Origin of the sequence: Providencia sp. PROV080 (assembly GCF_033688105.1) — a bacterium.
In the GTDB taxonomy this organism is placed as follows: domain Bacteria; phylum Pseudomonadota; class Gammaproteobacteria; order Enterobacterales; family Enterobacteriaceae; genus Providencia; species Providencia zhejiangensis.
Genome location: NZ_CP096346.1, coordinates 1,034,280 through 1,055,224, shown reverse-complemented (window position 1 = coordinate 1,055,224; position 20,945 = coordinate 1,034,280). Strand labels below are relative to the sequence as shown.

9 protein-coding genes and 5 pseudogenes are annotated in these 20,945 nt (G+C 38.6%); 13 read left to right on the top strand and 1 reads right to left on the bottom strand.

Annotated features, from left to right (window positions below):
* Positions 1-7: 7 nt before the first annotated feature.
* The 13 genes and pseudogenes from M1F03_RS04455 to M1F03_RS04395 all read left to right on the top strand — a co-directional run.
* On the top strand, positions 8-9,223 hold the full coding sequence (locus tag M1F03_RS04455; RefSeq protein WP_004239722.1) for a type I polyketide synthase: 9,216 nt from the start codon (positions 8-10) through the stop codon (positions 9,221-9,223).
* Complete coding sequence (locus M1F03_RS04450; protein WP_000801189.1) at positions 9,223-10,311, top strand: Gfo/Idh/MocA family oxidoreductase; 1,089 nt, start codon at positions 9,223-9,225, stop codon at positions 10,309-10,311. The genes M1F03_RS04455 and M1F03_RS04450 overlap by 1 nt, the downstream gene beginning before the upstream one ends.
* Entirely contained in the window at positions 10,311-11,084 is a 774-nt protein-coding gene (locus M1F03_RS04445) for a thioesterase II family protein (RefSeq protein WP_004239723.1), read from the top strand. Before M1F03_RS04450 ends, M1F03_RS04445 begins: the two co-directional genes overlap by 1 nt.
* 18 nt (positions 11,085-11,102) lie before the next feature.
* On the top strand, positions 11,103-12,869 hold the full coding sequence (locus M1F03_RS04440; RefSeq protein WP_001044024.1) for an ABC transporter ATP-binding protein: 1,767 nt from the start codon (positions 11,103-11,105) through the stop codon (positions 12,867-12,869).
* Positions 12,862-14,589, top strand: coding sequence for an ABC transporter ATP-binding protein (locus M1F03_RS04435; protein ID WP_000588838.1), 1,728 nt, complete (start codon positions 12,862-12,864; stop codon positions 14,587-14,589). Before M1F03_RS04440 ends, M1F03_RS04435 begins: the two co-directional genes overlap by 8 nt.
* 12 nt (positions 14,590-14,601) lie before the next feature.
* Positions 14,602-15,351, top strand: coding sequence for a 4'-phosphopantetheinyl transferase family protein (locus M1F03_RS04430; protein ID WP_000071884.1), 750 nt, complete (start codon positions 14,602-14,604; stop codon positions 15,349-15,351).
* Between the two features lie 169 nt (positions 15,352-15,520).
* Positions 15,521-15,664 (top strand): hypothetical protein, encoded by a 144-nt coding sequence (locus M1F03_RS04425; RefSeq protein ID WP_000482925.1) that lies wholly within the window; start codon positions 15,521-15,523, stop codon positions 15,662-15,664.
* A gap of 908 nt (positions 15,665-16,572) precedes the next feature.
* Positions 16,573-16,761 (top strand): AlpA family transcriptional regulator, encoded by a 189-nt coding sequence (locus tag M1F03_RS04420; RefSeq protein ID WP_000200567.1) that lies wholly within the window; start codon positions 16,573-16,575, stop codon positions 16,759-16,761.
* Between the two features lie 24 nt (positions 16,762-16,785).
* A pseudogene (locus M1F03_RS04415) lies at positions 16,786-16,899 on the top strand (DUF2857 domain-containing protein); the annotation flags it as partial.
* Positions 16,900-16,919: 20 nt separating this feature from the next.
* Positions 16,920-17,872: pseudogene (locus M1F03_RS04410) on the top strand (IS3 family transposase); the annotation flags it as partial.
* A gap of 210 nt (positions 17,873-18,082) precedes the next feature.
* Entirely contained in the window at positions 18,083-19,147 is a 1,065-nt protein-coding gene (locus tag M1F03_RS04405) for an IS110 family transposase (RefSeq protein WP_004239726.1), read from the top strand.
* Positions 19,148-19,159: 12 nt separating this feature from the next.
* Positions 19,160-19,375, top strand: a pseudogene (locus tag M1F03_RS04400) (integrase core domain-containing protein); the annotation flags it as partial.
* Positions 19,376-19,387: 12 nt separating this feature from the next.
* Positions 19,388-19,543 (top strand): annotated as a pseudogene (locus M1F03_RS04395) (ClbS/DfsB family four-helix bundle protein); the annotation flags it as partial.
* Between the two features lie 352 nt (positions 19,544-19,895).
* Here the strand turns inward: M1F03_RS04395 and M1F03_RS04390 are convergent.
* A pseudogene (locus M1F03_RS04390) lies at positions 19,896-20,817 on the bottom strand (ArdC family protein).
* Positions 20,818-20,945: the final 128 nt, after the last annotated feature.

Here is a 20,945-nt window from a genome sequence, read left to right as displayed (position 1 = left end):
ATTAATCATGCTGAATTTTGAAACTTTCTATGGTAATAGTGAACCTATAGCTGTTATTGGTCTTTCTGGTCGCTTCCCTGATGCACAAAATATTGATCAATTTTGGCATAACATAATTAATAAACACGATAGCTCTCGTCTTTTTTCTGAAGAAGAACTAAAAGCCGCAGGTGTCGCTGAACAAACTTATCATTCACCTGATTTTGTTAATCGTGGCGCGCCGTTAGATGAAGCGGAATATTTTGACGCTACTCTATTTAATTATTCACGCTCAGAAGCTGAACTTATCGATCCCCAGCAAAGAATTTTTTTACAAGGTGCTTGGCATGCTTTAGAGCATGCTGGATATGCCCCTTGCAATATAACCATCAAAACAGGCGTTTTTGCTTCAGCAAGAATGAGCAGCTATCCTGCCCAGCAAGATTTAGCATTGCACAATATTGGCCATGTCCGTGGCATGCAAAAATTATTAGGGAATGATAAAGACTATCTCGCAACACGTATTGCATATAAATTAAATTTAACTGGTCCAGCATTAACTATACAAACCGCTTGTTCTAGCTCCTTAGTTGCCGTACATATGGCTTGTGAAAGTTTACGCTCTGGTGAATGCAGTATGGCTATTGCTGGTGGAATTGGTATCACATTTCCACAAACCGGTGGTTATCTATATCAGAAAGGCATGATCTTCTCACCAGATGGTATTTGTCGTCCTTTTGATGCAGAGGCAAACGGTACTTTTGCTGGTAATGGATTTGGTATTGTAGTGTTACGTCGTCTTGAAGATGCCTTAGTGGATGGAAACACAATTATTGCTGTATTACGTGGTAGTGCCATTAATAATGATGGTCATCAAAAAGCGGGATTCACAGCTCCCTCCGTAGCAGGCCAAGTTTCAGTTATTAGAGAAGCAATACAACTGGCCGATATTAAAAATGAAGATATTGAACTTATTGAAGCACACGCAACAGCTACACCATTAGGTGATCCAATTGAGTTTAGTGCATTATGTCAGGTTTTCGCTGATCGCTCTCTTACTGCTTCTAAATGCGCTATTGGCTCAGTTAAAGGCAATATCGGACATCTGGATACAGCAGCAGGTATCACTGGCCTAATTAAAACGATATTAGCGGTAAATAAAGCACTTATTCCTCCATCTATGCATTTTAATCACCCAAATCCTCAATTACAAATAGAAAAAAGCCCGTTCTACATTCCTAAAAACCCTAAAGCTTGGTCTAGCAGAATACGAACTGCTGGTGTTTCTTCATTTGGTATTGGTGGAACAAACTGTCATATCATTGTGCAATCATTGCCTGACTCATTAGTATCAATCAAACCTGAACAAGAGGTAGACAATAATTTTGAATACTCATTATTGCTTAGTGCCGCCACAAAAGAGAGTCTAAAAAAACTTGCTGGTGATTATGCACCATTAATAAAAATTACCCCAGCAAACATTCTGGCTCATAATGCATTACAGCAAAGACAACTCAACTTACCATGGCGCTTATCTATCCCCTTAACAAGTGAGAGTGATATTTCACTGTTAGCTTTCTCTCAAGGAAGTGCTGATTCTTTAATACAATATGGTCATACATCAACAAATAAGAAAATAGCGTGGCTATTTTCTGGTATGGGATCACAATATCCTGCTATGGGTAAAGTGATGTACCAACATTCAACAACATTTGCCGAAACAATCGATCGTTGTGAGCAAGCATGCCTGCAACACTTAACATTTCCGTTAAAAGAAGTCATGTTTGGCCTACATAGCGATAAACTTGTTAATGCCAGTTATATTCAAGCGGCTATTGTCGCCTATGAAATCGCAATGGCAGCACATTGGCGAGCAATCGGTATTTTACCTGAAATAATTGTAGGTCATTCTTGCGGAGAATATGCCGCAGCCGTTATCGCTGGTTTCTATACAATCGAACAAATGATGCCACTTGCTGTATATAGTGGACAATTAATGGAAAGTCATGTTAATGGTGAAATGATTGCTGTATTTGCAGAATATCAAGATATTCAAATCATTGCTAAACAATGTCATGTTGAATTAGCTGCAATTAATGGCCATAACAACTTATCATTCGCGGGGCAACCCGATGATATGCAAAAGTTTACTCAAATATTGAAAGCAAAGAATATTCGATTTAGAGAAATGAATAACGTGTGTGCTGCTCATACCTCTTATATTGATAATATTCTTGATCAATTGATGGAATTTACTGAGTCATTATCAGCCTCACAAGGAAAAATAGCCTTAGTCTCAGGCTATACAGGGCAATTAATTTCTCAAAAAGAACTTCAACATCCATCATATTGGGCTCAGCAACTACGCAATACAGTTATGTATCAAGATGCAATACAAACGTTAGTCAATCATGGTGTCACCCATGCTATAGAATTAGGACCAACTTCTGTATTAAGTGATCTTGGTGAACGTGAAGGCATTACTGAGATTAGTTGGATACCAACTGCCAGAATGGGAGTTGATGAAATTCAGATGAAACAACAGGCTGCAACAACCCTATTTATTGCAGGCTATGATTTACCATGGCAGTCACTGTTTAAAACTCAAGGAAGTTATATACCATTACCTCTCTATCCCTTTGAAAAACAATATTATTGGTATGAAAAAAAGGATAGTGAAAAATATCAACCACAAAAAAGCGCATTTGATTTACCTATTAGCCAAGGTCGTGAAACGGCATTAAAAGCGCTTACAACACTCGATCTTCCTCGTTTAAACTCATTTAATTCAACACTTACCACTTTACATAATTATTACGTCGATAAAATGATATGCTCGTGTTTAGGCCATGAGTTGAATACCCCCATGTCTGTAATCGATATTATGCGAGCAGGACGCATTTTACCCCGCTATTATCAATTATTAGTACGTTTATTAGAGGCCTGTGTTGAGGATGGATATTATATTTACCAACAGATAAATCAGCACAACTACTATAAAAAAATAAAATCTATTTCTAGTGATAAATTACCATTATTATTCCATCAATTACAATTAGATAGCGAAGGTCTTCAATCTATTCCTGACACCGTCAAGCGAGCAGGAGAGCAACTCTACGATATGATGACAGGCGTGATTGAACCTGTTTCAGTGATCTTTCCTGAAGGTGCATCTCAAGGTGTTGAAGTTCTCTATCAAGATTTTAGTTTTGGTCGTTATTTTAACCAAATTGCTGCCGCGGTACTTAAAGGATTACTTTCTCACTACCAGCCCACTGTGGCTAAGCCTTTGCGAATTATTGAAGTCGGTGGTGGCACGGGAGGAACCACCTCTTGGCTGCTACCTATTTTATCAACCATACAACATGTTGAATACGAATTTACCGATATTTCACCTATCTTCACCCGACGTGCCGCACAAAAATTTAGTCAATATTCATTTGTTAACTATCGAGAGTTCAATTTACAACAATCCCCTGAAATACAAGGTTTTCAATCTGATTATTATGACATTATTATTGCTGCTAATGTTATTCATGCCACTCAACATATTGGAGATACATTAACTGCTCTTCGTACTTTACTGCGTTCCAATGGTCATTTGCTTATGCGCGAAATAACCAAACAAGCTCGCTTATTTGATTTTGTTTTTGGCCCACTGGTGTTACCCCTCCATGATGAAAAGATCCGTAAAGGAAAACTATTTTTATCACCAGAATTATGGCATCAACAGTGTCGCTTAGCAGGATTTCAACATATTCGCTGGTTACCTGATGCATTACCAGAAACCAAAGATATGTGTGAACATATTATTCTCGCCAGTGTTTCGACAGAAAACGATCACTTTGATCAAGAGTTACCTAGTGACACCAAGATACAACAAAGTTCACACTACCAATGGCAATTAACACCTTGTGTGGAACAAGATCTTATCAAGCCAACATTAATATTTAACCATCAACAAACATTGCCTTCTGAAATCACAGCTATTTTATCCGCTATTGGATGTCTTTCTGAACAGGGCGAAAATCAATTAATCGTTGCCAACCTTGCAGATCCTTTAATTATCGCCGAGCAGATCCGCCAAATATTACTGTCATCGTCTGATGGGTTTGTTGTTATCACGCAACAAGCCTGGGCATTAACTGCCATAGAAACGGTTAATCCAGCACAACGTAGTATTCGAAGTTTATTAAAAACTATTCAAAAAGAATATAGCTCAAGGTTAATTGCCATTGTTGATTTAGGTATAAATGCCTCATGGTCTGAATTAGTTCCTGCTTTTATACAAATAGAACAAGGTAATAATGAAATTATTGTTCGTAACCATTGCTGCTACTTACCACAATTAACCCCACTGCCCTCATCTTCTACGATCATAGCGCAGAACATCATGGTATCCCCGCGCTGGCATATTATTACTGGTGGTTTTGGAGGCTTAGGTCGAATTACAGCAAGTTGGTTAGTAAGGCAAGGTGCTAAACGTATCGCTATTTTGGCACCACGAGCTGATAGCAGCGCATTAGATTGGATGAATAACTTACAGAAATCTAACCAGCTAGAAATAAAATGGCTAACATGTGATTGTCGTGATAACGCTCAATGTCATGCAGCACTCACTCAGCTTGAAAATGAAGGTGGCATTGAGGGGCTTATACACAGTGCAGGTATTTTGGATGATGCACTTATGACACAACTCACCCCTAAGCGTATGTCTGACGTATTTTCTGTTAAAGCGATATCTGCCAAGCAATTTTGTGATGCTTTAGAAAAAACAGATGCCAGTTACCTTATTTTATACTCCTCTGCCGCTGCAACTATAGGCTCTGAAGGACAAGCAGCTCATTCCCTCGCTTGTGGATATTTAGATGGATTAGCTGAATATGCACGTCGCAATATCAAGGGATTAACCGTCATTTCTATCGCTTGGGGGGCATGGCAAAGTGTTGGCTTTGTGGCAGAAAAACAACTCCATGATAAATTACAACACAAAGGTATGAGTACGCTTACTACTGAGGAAGGACTGGCACATTTAGATGCTTGTCTGCTAGATAATACCTCTTGTCGCCTTGCAATGCGCTTAGCGACTCCACCTTTAATGACACAAAAAACGCCTTTATTTCATCAGACTAATCATAATGATCATTATGATAACCATGAAATTAATCACACTCGCCAGCTTTGTGAAACCCCAACTCAAACGGATCAAACAGAGCCGGTAAGCCCTAACAGGGTTGATTATCGCGTTGGTGATAACTTAGAACAGTGGCTAACAGCATGCATCAAACAACTGTTGCGTCTTGGTGATGAACATATTGATACTCACATTGAACTATTCCAATTAGGACTAGATTCTCTCTCTTTCCTCGATCTCAGTGCGGAAATTAAGAAACAGTTTGCGGTCAATATTGACGCTGAACAATCTTATGATGATATGACTATTGCTGGTTTAGCCTCAGTTATTCGAACCGCAGCACCTGAGAAATTTACTGTGACAGAAGCACTCCATAATCAAGACAACATTTCCCACACAATGGAGTCAGAACGATATGCCCCATTTCCATTAACACCAATTCAACACGCCTATTGGATCGGACGTAAAAACCTCTTTAACTACGGAGGCGTTGCTTGCCATGCAATTTTTGAATGGGATTGTCAACGCCATATATGGGAGCCGGCCTCACTTGAAAAAGCTTGGAATAAAGTTATTCAGCGTCATGATATGTTGAGAATGATCATAGATGATGATGGACAACAACGTATCTTAAAAGAAGTTCCTTATTTTCATTTTATTCAACATGACCTAACAAATTTAACCCAACAAGAGCAACAAGAGAGCCTAACACAGATAAGGGAAGCCCTTTCTTATCGGGTATTACCGACTGAGTCATGGCCATTATTTGAAGTTGAAATTTCTTGGCTAAATAACGATTGTTACAGATTACATATCAATCTAGATTTACTGCAGTTTGATACCATGAGCTTTAAAATTCTGTTTGATGATCTATTTAACGCCTATTCAGGACAAGAATTAATACCACAAACATTTACCTTCCGCGACTACTGCTTAAAAAATCAAACAAATCGTAACAGTGATGAGTGGAAAATGGCATGGTGTTACTGGCAGGATCTATTATCTGATTTACCTTCTGCCCCATATTTACCGATAAAGAATTCATCCATTACTGAACAACCTCGTTTTACGACTTTCCAACATCATGTTTCTATAGCGCAATGGGACAAATTAAAACAGAGGTGGAAAAAGCATGGTATTACACCATCAGCAGGGCTTTTAACACTTTTTGCTTTAGTTTTAGGTCGCTGGACAAAATACCCAGCCTTTACACTAAACTTAACTTTCTTTAATCGTCAACCATGGCACCCAGATGTTACACAACTTATTGGTGATTTTACCTCTGTACTCCCTATAGATATTTATCTAGATAACGACTGTACATTAAATGAGTCAATGGCAAAAATACAGCGCAGACTTTGGCAACATTTAAGTAAGTCCCAAGTAAATGGTGTAGAGATTTTACGTGAATGGGGACGCTATAAAGGGGATAGTAGCCAATCTCTGTTACCTATTGTATTTACTAGCATGTTAGGTATGACACTAGATGGTGACAATATTGATGAAGCATTAAATCAGCTTTTCGGCCAACCCGTATATAGCTTCGCGCAAACACCTCAAGTTTGGTTAGATCACCAAGTAATGGAAGGAAAAGAGGGGCTAACATTAAATTGGTTCTGCATGGATGACATCTTTGCTGACGGTTTATTAACAATGATGTTCTCTGATTATCAAAGCTTGATCACTCAATTATGCCAAGATGAAGATAATAATCAATCAGTTGATAAGATTATTGCGCAACTTCCTTCATATCAACATTTAGCAATAGATAATCACCTCCAATCACGCTATCAACAACTCGAGCAAACATTGGAAAATCATCCGCAAATCAAACGTGCTCATGCTATGGTAATGGTAAAAGACGATACGAAAGTAGAGCCTCCTCTACAATTACTGTTTGAAGCCTCTTCTGATATTCCACTATCCGTTATTAAACAGCCCAATTGGTTACCTAATTTACTTTCGCCATCAGCTTCACTCAGTGACATTATTGAAAAGAGTTGGCAACGATTTGAGGAACGAGCACGGTATGGCATATGTCACACACTGTATCGAAATGCTCTTTTTACCGAGCTAAACACACCAATCACCCTAGCTGAAATAGTGGCTCGTTTAAAAGCAAAGCCTCAGTATGAGAGGCTACTTAGTCAGTGGCTAGATTTATTATGCCTGCATCACTTATTAACCAAAGAGGGTGATCAGTTTTATGCCACAACACAGTTTATTAACTTATGTTTATCTGCCCCAGTATTTCAACAACCTGTTAATGATTGGGAATATGTACTTTGGGATTACCTTGAACAATCACTAACCCAACATGAATTACTCTTTAGTGGTAAGGTTTCTCCTCTTTCACTACTTTTTAATTCAGATGAAATTACCACAGCACTATACGCCAAACACCCTGCACTAAATTATTTAAATCAATGTGCAAAAGATATTGTTAGTGCAATGGTTGGTGCAACATCTTCACTCAATATTTTAGAAATAGGGGCAGGTACAGGAGCTACCACTCAAGGTATAGTCGCAGTACTTAAGAATACGCATTACTCATACACCTTTACTGATATATCACATTACTTCCTTGATAAAGCGCGAAAAAAATTCACTGCTGTAGGAGAAATGCGCTATCAACTCTTTGATATTAATGCACCAATACAATTTTCTCATCATCCAGATAATGGCTATGATCTGATCATTGCATCTAATGTATTACATGATGCATCACATATCGGCCACGCACTAAAACGGATTAGAAGCCTGTTAAAACCTCAAGGCTATTTATTATTTATCGAAGCAACCGAGTGTCAAAGTGCTATGCAAATGGCGACTGTTGGCTTTATTGAGGGATTAAGTGCATATCAAGATAAGCGTATATTGACGAATAAAGCGATGCTTGATAGTGAAAGTTGGCATGATATTTTAATCAATACTGGTTTTGAAACTATTGGTCAATGGCCCCAAACAGATTCCTCATCTTTGCGACAAACACTCTTTTTAGCCTCTCCCACTCGTGGAGGAAAACCTTATTTAGGTAAATTACGTGATTATTTATCTCATTCTCTTGATCAGAATATCGACTCTTTTGAGTTGTTCCAATGTGAAAATATTGAAGCAACCCTTAATGGCATAGCAACATCATCCGCTCAAGAGCTAAATGAACAGATACAACCTGTTGCAATACCTGATGTACCAACCAATATGATTAATGAAATCATTGCATTATGGTCTGAGTTATTAGGTCGTGAGGTCAATAGTACAAATGATTTCTTCCGTTCTGGAGGAGATAGTTTGATTGCAACCAAAATGATCAGCCAATTACATCAACGGGGATATCCAGCAACATTACAACAGATTTTTACCTATCCATGCTTAGCCGATTTTTGTGCTCATTTAGAGCAGGAAAAGCAATCTCAACGAGAGTACTCCTCTTTGATACCTCTAAGCGCTGTATCTGCTCCAAAACCTTACCACTACTTTATGGTACATGCTTCTGATGGTGATCCCGGTGTTTACCTACCTCTTGCTGAGTCGTTAAATAATACAGTGTGGGGATTAACAGTTACAGATGCTTCAAAACTAACTGATTTGGATACATTGTTATCATTACATTTATCTAGCATAAAAACAGCACAACAGACTGGCCCTTATATTCTTATTGGTTGGTCATATGGTGCTTTTATTGCCAGTTACCTTGCAGAACAACTCTCGCAACAAAATCATTCCGTATTATTAGTATTAATAGATCCCGTCTATCGACATGATTTTATTAAATTTTGTCATGATGACTCAGATAGTTCATCAGATGAAAATAAGCAGCTTGCATGCACTAAAAGACTTATGTCATTCCTACCTGAAAGTGACCTACCATTATCTGATGATATCGCCTGTTTATGGCTGGAAGCCACCAACCACCCAACAGAATGGACATCACCTGAAAAAGAGTGGTACCAACGATTACCGCCACATACCCAACATCACTATTTTTCAGGGGAGCACTGGTCAATACTGCAAGATCGCGCTACCAGCACACATCTGGCCGAAATCATTGATCAGTGGGTGCAACAAAAACTTTCTAATAACGGATATCCATCCGAAGGAGGTAATTAATGAAACCGGCAAAAAAAGTGGTGATTGTAGGCAGTAAATTTGGAGAGGTTTATCTCAATGCATTTATACAACCTCAAGACAAATGGCATCTTATTGGCCTTTTTTCCAAAGGTAGCACTCGTTCTCGAGAATTATCTAAAGCATTCGGTATTCCACTTTTTACTCGATTTGATCAACTACCTGAAAAAATAGATCTAGCTTGTATTGTTGTGCGATCAGCCATTGTTGGTGGCGAAGGTAGCCAACTTGCGCAAGCATTTTTACAACGGGGGATCTCGGTTGTACAGGAACATCCTGTACATCCTGATGAAATTACCAGACTACAATCATTAGCAGAAAAAATGCATTGCCACTATATCGTTAACAGCCTCTATCCACATAATAAAGCAGGACGTTTATGGATAGAAAACACACAGAAGATATATCAGCAAATACAACAACGACCAGTGTGGGGACAAATTATCACAAGCAGGCAATTAATTTATTCCGCCTTAGATATATATTGCCAAGCAATGAAATTACACCCTAATGATATTACAGTCACATTAGAAAAAGATAATACCCCGCTACAATTTCTACGACTATCCAACCCTACTGGTGATTTGCTTTTATGCCTACAAAAACATTTGTCATCTAACGATCCTGATCAGCATAGCCTCGTGATGCATCATATGATATTAGGCTGGCCAGCTGGTTATTTAACTCTCGCTGGAAGTTATGGGCCAGTAGAATGGAATAATGCGCTTTATATTCATCATCACCAAGATAGTAAAAAAGCCATGTATCAATCTCCTGCCACGATGGAGCTTGATGAACCACTGTTTCATTCATTTCATACTCCACCAAATAGTTGGCAGGATGTGATGGAATGTGAAGCACCAGAAGCTATTAATTACTTACTGGCAGAGATAGATAAATGCTGGCAATTACCTAATGATAAAAAACCAATGATTTTACAACCCCATTACCAATTAGCTTTATCTCAATTATGGATAAAAACATTGCAAACAGCAGGTAAAGCCATTGATGGCACAATTGCGCCATTTAAGCGAATGAACTTCACCAAAAGTAGTGGACGGAGAAAATAATGATAAAACAATCTCCCAAATATATTACTCCTTTAAATGAGCAAAATGTAAATAAAGACAATGCTAACCTATTGGTTTGCCCATTTGCTGGTGCCAGTAATAGTGCATTTAACTCGTGGAGATCTACCGATATTTCAGGGTTAAATTGTCAATTAGTTAATTACTCTGGCCATGGTTGCAGATTTAAAGAACCAGCCTTTAATGATATTGGGTTATTAGCCAATGAATTAATAACAATAATAAAGAAATTTTATCCACCACGGCATAATTCATTATTACTTTGCGGTCACAGTATGGGGGCCCAAGTTGCCTTTGAAACTGCTATTCAATTAGAAAAAAATGGCTGGGAATTATCTGGACTAATATTATCAGGCTGCCAAGCTCCTCATATTCAAGCAAGGAGATTACTGAGTGATTTAAATGATGATGACTTTATTCAACAATTAATTGCCATTGGTGGATGTGATGCTGAATTAATCAAGCAGCCACAGTTGTTAAAACAGTTTATGCCATTATTACGTGCTGATTTCCTTGCTACCGAGCGTTATTTTTTTCAAAAAAGCACTAAACGGCTTTTTCATACCCCTGTTTTATTAATGTATGGTAGTCATGATAGTGAAGCTGATAAAAACGAAGTTGAAGCATGGCAAGATTGGATAGATAAGCATTGCACTATTAATTGCATCGCTGGAGATCACTTTTATCCAATTACACGCCCAAATACTTTTTGTCGTTTTATTATTGATTTTTATCACCAATTTATCAATGATTAAATTGATTAGGTAATATATATGAATAAAACAATAGATACTTTGCCACTTAACTTTCGTATTTTAATAAAATTAGCCCCACTCCCTCTGATTAGTGGCATTATTATGGCAATAATCTCAACAATGCTAAGTTTAGCACCATTATGGATCATCTATAAAATCAGCCAGATTTGTTTTTCAACATCACCTAATATTCAACAAATAAATAATCTAGTTTATATCACTGTGATTATTTTAATTTTACGTTGGGGATTAATGGCAATAAGTCATATTGCCGCACATCGGGGTGCTTTTTATATTCAGCATCAATTACAACTCGCAATAGCTAAAAAAATCAGTAAAGTACCATTATCATTTTTTGCTCAATATGGCAGTGGAAATCTGCGACGTATTATCAATGATGATATAAAAAGCTTAGAAGGTTTTTTCGCACATATGCTACCTGATCTCGTCTCAGCCATAGTGACTCCCTTTATCGCTATTATATTACTTTTTTATGTAAATTGGCCTCTTGCCTTATTATCTCTAACCCCATTACCCATTGCTTTTATGGCTCAACTTCTCATGTTGCGTCGAGCCAATAAACAAACCAATGAGTGGATGAATATTCAGAAAAAAATTGCTAATGAAATAGGAGAATATATTAAAGGAATACGAGAAATAAAAGCGTTTAACTTAACCTCCCATACTTTTGGTAAATTATCTCAATCTATCAATTCCTCTGTTAAATGGATAAAAAATAATGTCAAAGCTAGTACAGGCTCTTGGATGGTATTTAGTGGGATATTAACAGCGAATCTCGTTATTATAGCACCAGTAGGTGGGTGGATGTATTTAAATCAAAATATTGATTTATCTACTTATATTTTATTTTTAATGACATCCCCCCTCGTACTTGCGCCGTTATTACGACTAACATTTGTGCTAGGAGAACAAGCTCAACGAAAACAAACCTTAAAACATATCAGTATGATCCTTGAACTTTCAGAGCATAAACAACATGATAAACATTTTACTCTCCCTAAAAATAGCGATATTACTTTTAAAGATGTCTGTTTGGATCATGGTGATAAACCGATATTAGAGAAAATTAGTTTTAATGCCCAAGCGGGTACAACAACTGCAATTGTAGGCCACAGTGGTGCAGGAAAATCCTCATTATTAAAACTAATTCCCCGTTTTTATGATTGTACTTCTGGCCAAATAAAAATAGGTCAATATGATATCAACTACTGGCCAGAAATTGATTTACTTTCTCAAATAAGTGTTGTTTTTCAAGATGTATATCTATTTCATGGAACTATTTTAGAAAATTTACTCATAGCAAATCCTAATGCCTTATTTGAGGATATTATCAAAGCAACTAAAGCAGCCAATATTCATCATGTTATTGAAAAACTCCCAGCAGGATATAATACATTAATTGGTGAACAAGGAAATAAACTTTCAGGTGGAGAGAAACAGCGATTATCAATTGCAAGAGCACTATTAAAAAACTCTCCAATCCTACTTCTCGATGAAATTACTGCCAATGTTGATGCTGAAAATGAAATTTTGATCTATCGCGCATTAAAGAGTCTATGCCAGAATCGGACTGTTATTATGATCACTCATAACCTACATACTATTATTAACGCAGATAAAATTATTGTGCTTGATAATGGAAAGATTATTGATACAGGTACACACACCCATTTATTAAACCAATGCCCAACCTATCAAAAATTATGGAATGATTATAGTCACACTATTCATTGGCAATTAATCCAGGAGAATAATAATGATTAAAGAATTAATTAAATCAGGTTATTTGCTTTCTAATAAAAAAGATAAAGATTTAATGGTGGGTCTATGCCTTGCCGTAGTTGAAGGTCTTTTTGCTACTATTCCGTATATTCTACTCTATTTTTTATTAATTGATCTTTTTGCCAATAAAATCACACTAGCTCAGTTATTTTATTACTTTTTATCAATACTCTTATCTATTGTTCTGCGTATTGTCATTGGTACTTATAGTATGCCAATGATTTTTATTGGTGCTTATAAAATGATGGGACAAGCCCGTCTAAGAATAGCCGATCATTTACGAAAAATCCCGATTGGCTGGTTTTCTTCTCAACGCAGTGGTGATCTTGCATCACGGCTTACTGCTGATTTAGAGATCATTGAAAATATCTGGTCACATTTCTTAGGAATGTTTATCAGTACTTTAGCGATGCCTGTTTTTCTCTCACTATTCTTAGTATGGGTAGATTGGCAACTCACTTTAATTATATTATTTTCTATTCCAATCGCTCTGTTCGCATTATCCATAAGCCATAAAATAATGTTAAAAGCTGCACAACAGGCAGCTGATGCTAATGCCAATGTACAATCCGAATTACTCGATTATATCCAAGGAATTATGGTTATTCGTAGTTTTGGGCGACTTGGTCCTGCATGGAAAAAACTAAAAGCAGCCTTAGAAACACAAAATAAAACCCAAATAGTTCTAGATTCCAAGCCTGCCCCTTGGATTGCACTTTATGGTTTTATTCTTGAATCAGGTTTTATTTTATTAATGATAATAGGAACAAGCCGTTTAATTAGTGGCTCACTTTCTCCTTCTCAATTCGTTTTTTTCCTTGTATTAGCACTCCCCATTTATCGACAATTCTTTGATTTAGGATTATCCAGTATGTTGTTAAATTATGCACAAAAATCATTACAACGCATAGAAGAAGTAATGAAAGTGGTTCCACTTTCTGAGCCTAAATATACTCAATTACCAATAAGAACAGATATCTATTTTAACAATGTAAGCTTTATTTATCCTTATAATAGTCAATTAACATTAGATAATATATCTTGCTGTTTTCCTGAAAAAAGCTTTACTGCTATTGTTGGCCCTAGTGGCTCAGGGAAAAGCACTTTACTACAGCTTATTTCTCGTCTATGGGATGTTAACCAAGGTGAAATATTGCTAGATGATATTAATATTAACCAAATAAATTCCGATAAACTCTGTTCATATGTATCTTCTGTTTATCAAGATGTCGTTTTATTTTCAGGAACAATTAAAGATAATATTTTAATGGGAAAAACAGATGCTCACGATGATGAAATAATAACTGCAGCTAAATTAGCTAATGCACATGAGTTTATTATACAAAAACCACAAAATTATGATACTCCTATTGGTTACGGTGGTATGTTACTCTCAGGTGGAGAACGTCAACGTCTTTCTCTTGCTAGAACTTTATTAAAAAATGCACCAATTTTACTGATCGACGAAGCAACATCGAGTATCGATTGTTCATCAGAAGTATTAATTCAACAAGCTTTATCATTGTTATCAAAAGATAAGACAATCATTATGATTGCCCATCGATTAAATAGCATTAAAAATGCCGATAACATTATCGTAATGGAAAATGGAAAAATAGCAGAACAAGGAAAACATGCTGAGTTACTTGCAAAAAATGGCTTATATGCACATTTATGGTTACAACAGAAAGCGTTATGCTAATAGCCAAATGCAATGAGTAATAGCAACTTGTTTATAGATAATGAGGTGCATATCTGGATTGGTAATCTACAAACGATACCATGTTTAAGTAAAGCTAAATCCAGAATGCACATCTTAAATAACGATGAAATTTCATCGTTATTCGACTACCCTTTTATAAAACAACGAAATATTTTTTTGCTATCAAGAGTCATGTTACGCGATATTTTATCATTTTATTTAAAAATTTCACCAGAAGATGTAAGATTTTCAAAAAATGAGTACGGGAAACCATTTATTTTAAACGAATCAAAGGAAAGCATTTACTTCAATTTATCACATTCAAATAATTGTGTTGCTCTCGCTATTTCAAATACATCATCCGTTGGTATTGATATTGAATATTTCAACCGTGATATAGAAATAAATAGCATTATAGATTATTATTTCTCAAAAAAAGAAAAAAAATACCTATCTTATTTTGACGAGACTCAAAAAAAACATAATTTCTATAAGATGTGGACATTAAAAGAAGCCTATATTAAATCAAGAGGCATTGGATTATCAGAAGAAATCATTAAGAATTTAGATTTTTATATAAAGAGAGATCAATTTGATAAATTATATTTTATAGAACAGCATTACTCTGCTCATCTTTCATATATTACCAAATCAATATTAGATAGCTATAAAATATCCATAATCACATATCACCATCCATTTAACTATAAATTCTTAACATGGGGTGATATAAAAAGCAACCTGCCACATCATTTATTATAGTTATACGACCACAATGAAATTATATATTAACAGTTAGTTTTAAGTATTATTTGACTGACTATAGGTCATATAAAAGATATGACAATTCAATTCATATATTCACACCAAAACACGAATAAATTATAAAAAACCATCAATATATTAGCACTCATATAAATAAGGAAAAATTATGTTTAACAATAAAACAAAAAATACTATTATTAAAAATAAATCCGATTGGTTAACCATACCTGAAGCTGTATACCTAGCCAACCAGAAAAAAACAGAGAAACAATTAACCGACAGCGACGTTTATCGCCATGCGCTATCTTGAAACATTTATTTATCTATATACTTTCAATCTACAATTATATTAAGGAAAGTCACAAAAATTAAGAATAAAATTAAATTGAAAAAAATAGGAAACTCTCTCACAGATCGTTTATGCTATCTTGATACACATTGTTTCATTAAACATATAAATTATACCACACTCACTCAAGATAAATATATTCATTCTAAAAAAATGGGTCATTGATACCACTCTGATCGGGTATGAATTCGTAACAATTCAACACTTACTGGCGCACTCAATCAATATATCACCACCAATCACAGGCAATCAATGTATTAATTATGGCATTTCAGTTTTATTATCAAGAACTCTATTTCAAGCGTTTGAGAAAATAACATGAAAAGAACGAATTAGCCAACAACTAATGTAATTACCTGAAGAACTAAAATCTGAGATTTATAACAACATTAATCGAATGAAACTCATAAATCCAGTGACAAAGAATATTTCCCTATTTATAAATTACCACAAGATTCCTGTTTTGTAATTCGCCTGACTGAACTACAAAAGCTGATGAATGCCTATGTAAATATTAAACACACTCCAACATCGACACGCATATCCAGCCCTTTATCTCGTCTTTTCTGGCTTTCATGTAAACATAATGAAGTCATCAGTCCATTACTAGGAAAACCTTACAAGCTTTTATCCATTTTCGAACAATGGGCATCTACCGAAGGTATTACTGACAAATTCAGCGGCGATACACTGAAAACAGCACTTGAACGCGGTTCTCCCACTTCAGTGCCTTATTGATTTAACTCACCATTATACTGAAATACGTATTAAGAACTCAAAAACTCTTAATACGGGCTTACGTGCTTTCTTCTTCACCTTCGCTTATGCTTTTTTATCTTCTCCAACCCCACTCTACACTGGAGAAAATCATGACATCACATCAGTTATTACGCCTGAAACAGGTCGAAGAAAAAACCGGTCTGAAACGCTCGCAAATCTATCTGTATATGAAAGGGGGCTCTTTTCCTCGTTCAATAATAAAGGTTGGCCCTGCCAGCGTAGCCTGGCTCGAATCTGAAATTGATGAATGGATCAACCTCAAATTAGCCAACCGCTGAAGTGTTTAAGGAAGGTCCGAAATCATGATTCCGTCTCTGAATTACGCCGTATTAACAGATGCCCTGCGTGCGCTGAAAGAAGACAATATTCACCATCGTGAATCTCTGGGACTCACCTTCGACGAAATGAATACCCTCAGGACAACACTGGTGCTTTAATGAAAAAACGAAATTTCAGTGCAGAATTCAGACGTGAATCCGCTCAGTTAGTGGTGGATCAACACTATACGGTTGCAGATGCCGCAAATGCCATGGATGTCGGACTTTCCACTATGACCCGGTGGGTAAAGCAGCTACGAGATGAACGTGCCGGCAAAACACCTAAAGCCTCCCCTATCACGCCGGAGCAAATTGAGATACGTGAGCTGAAGAAAAAACTTCAACGTATTGAAATGGAAAATGAAATATTAAAAAAGGCTACTGCGCTCTTGATGTCAGATTCCCTGAACAACTCTCGATAATCGGGAAACTCAGAGCGCATTATCCTGTGGCCACGCTTTGCCACGTGTTTGGGGTTCACCGCAGCAGCTATAAATACCGGAAAAACCGTCCTGACAAGCCGGATAGCAGGCTAGCTGTATTACGCAGTCAGGTTCAGGAACTACACGGCCTCAGTCATGGCTCCGAGGATGCAAGAAGTATCGCCACAATGGCCACACACAGGGGCTTCCGGATGGAACGATGGCTTGCCGGCCATCTTATGAGGAAGCTGGGGCTGGTGAGTTGTCAGCAGCCTGTTCACCGATATAGACGTGGGGGACACGAACATATTGCTATCCCGAATCACCTCGGACGTCAGTTTGCAGTGACAGTGCCTGACCAGGTATGGTGCGGCGATGTGACGTATATCTGGACAGGTAAACGCCGGACTTACCTTGCTGTGGTACTCGATCTATTTGCACGGAAACCCGTGGGGTGGGCAATGTCGTTCTCTCCGGACAGCAGGCTGACCACCAAAGCACTGAAAATGGCATGGGAAAGACGCGGTAAGCCATCCGGGGTTATGTTCCACAGTGATTAGGGTAGTCACTATACAAGCAGGTAGTTCAGGCAGTTACTGTGGCGATACCGGATCAGGCAAAGTATGAGCAGGCGCGGAAACTGCTGGGATACTCATTCTAATATACTTTCAAATACCGGATCGGACTGACCCGTGCTGGGATTGGCTCAAATGCCTTTGTGTTGACCTGTCGTCCGATTCTGGTATTTCCCGGGCATAACCGGGCCCAGAGTTTGTGACCTGATAGGAGCTTTGTGCTGCATCCCGAGTGTCCTGTCCTGCGATGGGGATGATTGTGCTACCAATATCTGGAGGCAAACCATGCAAAACGACCGCCAATCTTCTGAAACCGTGATTCTGGGTGTCGATACCCATCTTGATATTCATGTCGGCGCTGTTATCAGTCAGGCAGGTAAACTGCTTGGAACTCACATTATTCAAACAAATCAAGCGGGCTATCTGGAACTACTTGATTGGGCACGTTCTTTCGGTAGCCTCGAACGAGCAGGCATCGAAGGAACAGGAACATATGGTGCCGCATTAACACGCTATCTCATCAAGAATAGCATTTATGTTGTTGAAGTTAACCGGCCAGATCGCTCAAAACGCCGCCTTGAAGGGAAGTCAGATCCACTAGATGCAGAAAATGCAGCCCGGACAGTGCTTTCAGGGAGCAGCAAGGCCATACCAAAAATGCAGTCAGGTGCATGTGAGGCTCTCCGGATTATTAGTGTTGCCCGACGTAGTGCAGTAAAAGCCTGTACGCAGGCGATTAATCAGCTTCGTGCACTGCTGGTTAGTGCCCCGCAAGATGTTCGCGACAAACTCTGGAAATCGAAACCACACGAATGCGTAACTGCCTGCATTAACAGCGAAGTGTCAGAGCACTCACCGTTACGTATAGCCTTGTGCAGTACGCTTCGAAGCCTTGCGAAACGATGGATGGCCCTGACTGAAGAGTTGAATGAACTAGACGAATCACTAGATAAACTGACCCGCAAGTATGCCAGTAACCTTCGTAGCCAGTTTGGCGTTGGGCCACAGACGGCTGCAACACTGCTGGCAGTTGCGGGTGATAACCCCGAACGTTTAAAAAATGAAGCGGCCCTGGCATCGCTCTGTGGCGTAAATCCACTGCCAGCATCATCAGGGAAAACAGTAAGGCACAGATTAAACCGTGGTGGCTCACGTGAAGCAAACAATGCCCTGTGGACAATAGCCCTTGTACGTATGCGTAGCGATCCGCGCACGAGAATCTATGTCGACAGACGAACTGGTGAAGGGCTATCGACTAAAGAGATCCTGAGATGCCTAAAACGCTACATCGTCCGTGAGCTCTATCCATTGATTTTATCGGACCTCGCATATGCCAATCGCCGCTCTTGACATAGGAGCGTCAACAGTCCGATGGAGCGCTTTTTCAGGAGTCTGAAAAATGAGTGGATGCCGGTGACAGGCTACACCAGCTTCAGTGAAGCTGCTCAAGCGATAACGGGTTATATCGTCGGGTATTACAGCGAACTCAGGCCGCACGAATATAACGGTGGATTACCACCAAATGAATCGGAAAACCGATACCGAAAAAACTCTAAAACCGTGGCCAGTTTTAGTTGACCACTACAAAAGCTTATTGATGAACGAACTGATGATGTTTTGTATGGTGAACCATGATACAAAAAATGGACGATGGGCCGAATGATCTCATTTAATACATCTTCGCCTTATACCAACGCGAATGGAAGATTAAAAAAGTGGGCAAAAAATAATAACAATTTAAAGTAAGCATCAGCGTCAAATTAATGGCCGAAAAATCGCTCTATGCCCACATCCTTAATCTGACCACGCCGTGGCAGGTTAAATCCCTTGCTCTCAATAAAAATGCAGATTCTGTAACCGGAACAAAGAATTCTTCAAGGTGGCGATAATATTCCATTATGGAAAGCTAAATATGGCTTTCTGAGCCTTATTACCATGACTAAGGAATACCCTATTATCAACAGTATAAAAATGTAGTTTGCAGGATGAGCGGGCTCTTTACCGTCCGCATTCGCAGGGAAATTGAAATCTATGTCACTCTGCCAGATCCAAAAATAAGGTTAAGGCCGCATTCCTTTGCGGCGTCTTATTCCTCTGTTCAGACCTTATCCATCATATAACGATGCGCTTTCGATGCTGCCTGGCGGCTTTAAAAATATAGCGCTTATCGTTTTTCAGTGCTTTCAGCCAAGAAGCAATATAACTTTCGTGCTGAACCTATCCGACAATCCCCAGATCCGCCATCAGGAACACGCTTCCCAGCTCGGCGATCAACTCTTCAAATGCATAATTTTCACTGCTAAATCTTCCTTTCATTTCGCGGTTCAGGCGACTTTTGCCATCGCTCCAGTGAACAATCTCATGCAGATCCGTGGCATAAAAGCTAGCGGCATCGGAAAAAAACGACGTTCAGGTAACAAAACCTCATCTGTTGATGGCATGAAAAAGGCGTTTTGTCCTTTCTCAATGATGTTAGCACCGCTGTTACAGAACAGATTTTCAGCCTGTGGCAACGCGTCAAACGTCGCTTGTGGGGCAACGGTATCTGCCGTCAGTGAGAGGCCATCAATTTGTTCGACATTAAACACGACAAAGGTTTTCAGCATCGGGATATGGTCAATTTCTCCGGTGTCGTTTTCCTTCTCCAGGATGGTATAAAAAATGGCGGTCATGCCGTGCTAGTCCTTACGAACTTGCGCACCTTCTGCCCTAGCCTGTTTGTATGTCATCCAGCAGGAATCACTGAATCCTCATTCTGATTCACTGCACCCGCTGTAGGCTGTGCCAGTAGCGTAGTTGGAAGGCATGCCGGACATACCCGGTACGCGCTGCCACGGACACACTCAGGGTTTAACGCCTACTTCCAGTGTGGTAATGATGAGGTCGGTAACGATCTGATAAATATCGGTTCTGGTTTTGGAAAATTTCGTTTTTGAGGAGCCTGACGGGTCCAGCGGGGATACGCTGGTCGCCGTTGCGGTGTTAGAGGCACTTGTCTGAGTATGCAAGGAAGTGATCATAGTTTTTTCTCCATCAGTAATGTGATTTTCATCTTCGTATCGCCTGACAGTTCGCTTTCTCGGCATCGTTCTGGCCCACAAGGGTGCAGCATGCGTGCACTTCACCCTTACGGGACCGGTTGTGCCGT